4 protein-coding genes are annotated in these 2,501 nt (G+C 72.6%); all 4 read right to left on the reverse strand.

The annotated features are described in order from the left end of the window. Nucleotides 1-111: 111 nt before the first annotated feature. Nucleotides 112-330 carry a TetR-like C-terminal domain-containing protein gene (locus AB0G02_RS35150; protein ID WP_360803233.1) on the reverse strand — a complete coding sequence of 73 codons (219 nt, stop codon included), beginning with the start codon at nt 328-330 and terminating at the stop codon, nt 112-114. Beyond that, nucleotides 327-1,256, reverse strand: a complete 930-nt coding sequence (locus AB0G02_RS35155; protein WP_360803236.1) for a fumarylacetoacetate hydrolase family protein — start codon at nt 1,254-1,256, stop codon at nt 327-329. The genes AB0G02_RS35150 and AB0G02_RS35155 overlap by 4 nt, the downstream gene beginning before the upstream one ends. 1 nt (nt 1,257) lies before the next feature. Next, nucleotides 1,258-2,196: a VOC family protein gene (locus AB0G02_RS35160; RefSeq protein ID WP_360803239.1), complete on the reverse strand. Its 939-nt coding sequence runs from the start codon at nt 2,194-2,196 to the stop codon at nt 1,258-1,260. Further along, on the reverse strand, nt 2,193-2,501 hold a 309-nt coding region (locus tag AB0G02_RS35165; protein WP_360803242.1), incomplete at its 5' end, for an amidohydrolase family protein. The genes AB0G02_RS35165 and AB0G02_RS35160, both read right to left, overlap by 4 nt.

Genomic DNA, 2,501 nt, shown 5'->3' on the forward strand with positions numbered 1-2,501 from the left:
TCCGCTGACCCGCCGCACGCGATCGGGCCCGCTCCCCCGGGGCGGGCCCGATCCGTGTTCACGCCGACACCGGGAGCGCACGCGAGGACGTGTCCGCGCGCCGACAGCGCTTCACGGCCGGGTGGCGGCGGACAGGACGGTGTCCACGACCCGATCCGCGTACTCGTCGGTCAGTTCCTCGTGACCGAACAGCAGGTGGTACCACATGGGTCCGTGGACGAGGTCGATCAGGAAGTCGTTGTCCTCGACCGTCACCTCGGGCCGGAGCACCACGAGCGCCGGGTGTTCGAACCCGAAGCGGTCGAACGCGCGTCGTCCTCGGGCGGTCACGGCCTGGTTCGCGGGTGGAGGCGGGCGCGCGGCAGCGGTCGGACCTCGGCTCCGGCGACGACGGTCGTGGTGATCCGGCCGATGCCCTCCGCGGTCAGGGTGACGGTGTCGCCGGGGCGCAGCGGGTGCTGCTCGGCTCCCCTGCCCCACAGTTCGGCCAGGCAGCCGCCGTTGCCGCAGGTACCGGAACCGAGCACGTCCCCGGGCCGCACGACGGTGCCGCGGGAGGCGTAGGCGACCATCTCCTCGAACGTCCAGCTCATGTTGGACAGCAGGTCGGAGCCGACGACGCGGCCGTTGACCTCGGCGGTCAGCGCCAGGCCCAGCAGGCCGTCCGCACGGTACGGCTCCAGCTCGTCGGGCGTGACCAGCCAGGGGCCGAGGGTGGTGGCGGTGTCCTTGCCCTTGCACGGCCCGAGGCCGACCGCCATCTCTGCGCTCTGGAGGTCGCGCGCCGACCAGTCGTTGAAGATCGTGTAGCCGGCGATGTGGTCGCGCGCCTGCTCCGGGGTGAGGTCGCGGCCCTCACGTCCGACGACGGCGGCGACCTCCAGTTCGAAGTCCAGCACCGCCGAGCCGGGCGGCACGGGCACGTCGTCGTGCGGCCCGATGACCGCGTAGGGGTTGCCGAAGTAGAACGTCGGTGCGGCGTACCACTGCTCGGGCACGCCGGCGCCCGCGCGCATGCCCTCGACGTGCTCCTCGAAGGTCACGAAGTCGCGCACGGTCGGCGGTCGGAGCGGCGCCAGCAGGCGCACCCCCGAGACGTGCGGACCGGGCGGGCCGGCCAGGGCGTCGGCCCCGGCGGCGGGCAGGTCGTCGAGGACGTCGACCAGCGACCGGGCATCGACCGGGTGCAGCAGGTCGTCGTCGTCCAGCACGCCGACCTGCTGCCGTCCGTCGTGGTGGTAGGTGGCGAACCGCACGTCACACCGGCGGGGCGACGAAGCAGCCGCGGTCGGGGTCGTTGAACGACTCCTTGGCCACCAGCTCGTTCATCGGGTTGGCGGTGCCCCACTGGTCCGCGACCTCGGGCCGGGAGAGGTCGTAGACCTGCGGGTGCCAGGTGTCCTCGTCCAGCAGCTCCAGCTCGGTGGTGTACTCGACGGTGTTGCCGTGCGGGTCGAGGAAGTACGAGAACGTGTTGTCCCCCGCCAGGTGTCGGCCCGGTCCCCAGATCTTGCGCACGCCCGCGCGCAGCAGCCTGCCGGTGCCGCGCATGTACTCGTCCACGCCGCGCAGCTCGAAGGAGATGTGGTGCAGCGCCGTGTGCGGCCCCTTGGCCAGGGCGAGGCTGTGGTGCTGCGGGTTGATGCGCATGAAGTGCATGATCTCGCCCAGGTGCCGTGAGCCGAGGGTGTCGGACAGGGCGAAGGACAGGTGCTGCTCGTACCACGCGCGGGTGCGGTTGAGGTCGGGCGAGTTGAGCACCACGTGCGAGAGCCGGACCGGGATGGACTCCTTCTCCTCGACGCGGCGGTGCTGCCGGGTGGCCACGTCTGCGGAGACCTCGACGATGCGGCCGTCGACGTCGAAGAACCGGAAGCCGTAGCCGCCGCCGAGCGTGCCCAGCCGGTCCGGGGTGCTGATGAGCGTGACGTCGGCGGCGATGAGCCGCTCCGCGAGCGCGTCCACGTCGGCGGGGGTGGCCGCGCCGAACGCGACGAGGTCCAGGCGCTTCTCCTCGGCCTTGCGCAGCCGCACCACGTACTGCTCGGGCGAGCCCTCGGCGGCCAGGAAGCTCAGGCCCGAGTCGTTCGCGACCTCGGTCAGGCCCCACACGCCGGCGTAGAACTCCCGCTGCTTGTCGTAGTCGGGCACGGCGAGGTCGACGTGCCGCAGGTGGGTGAGCAATCGCCTGGTCACCGGGTCTCCTCCAGGTTGAGCAGGGCGGCGGCGTTGCCGCCGCGGACGGCGTGGAAGTCGGGTTCGGGCAGGGCGGCGGCGCGCAGGGCGGCCACCGGGTCGTCGGCGCCCATGTCGAACGGGAAGTCGGAGCCGAGCAGCACGCGGTCCGGTCCGGCGACGCGGACCAGCTCGCGCAGCACCGCGGGGTCGTGGACCAGCGAGTCGAACCACATCCGCTCGACGTAGTGGCTCGGCGGGTGGGCGCAGCCCTTCGCGTCGGGTCGCACGCGCCAGGCGTGGTCGGCGCGGCCGAGGTGGGTGGG

Source organism: Actinosynnema sp. NPDC023658 (assembly GCF_040639995.1).
Classification (GTDB): domain Bacteria; phylum Actinomycetota; class Actinomycetes; order Mycobacteriales; family Pseudonocardiaceae; genus Actinosynnema.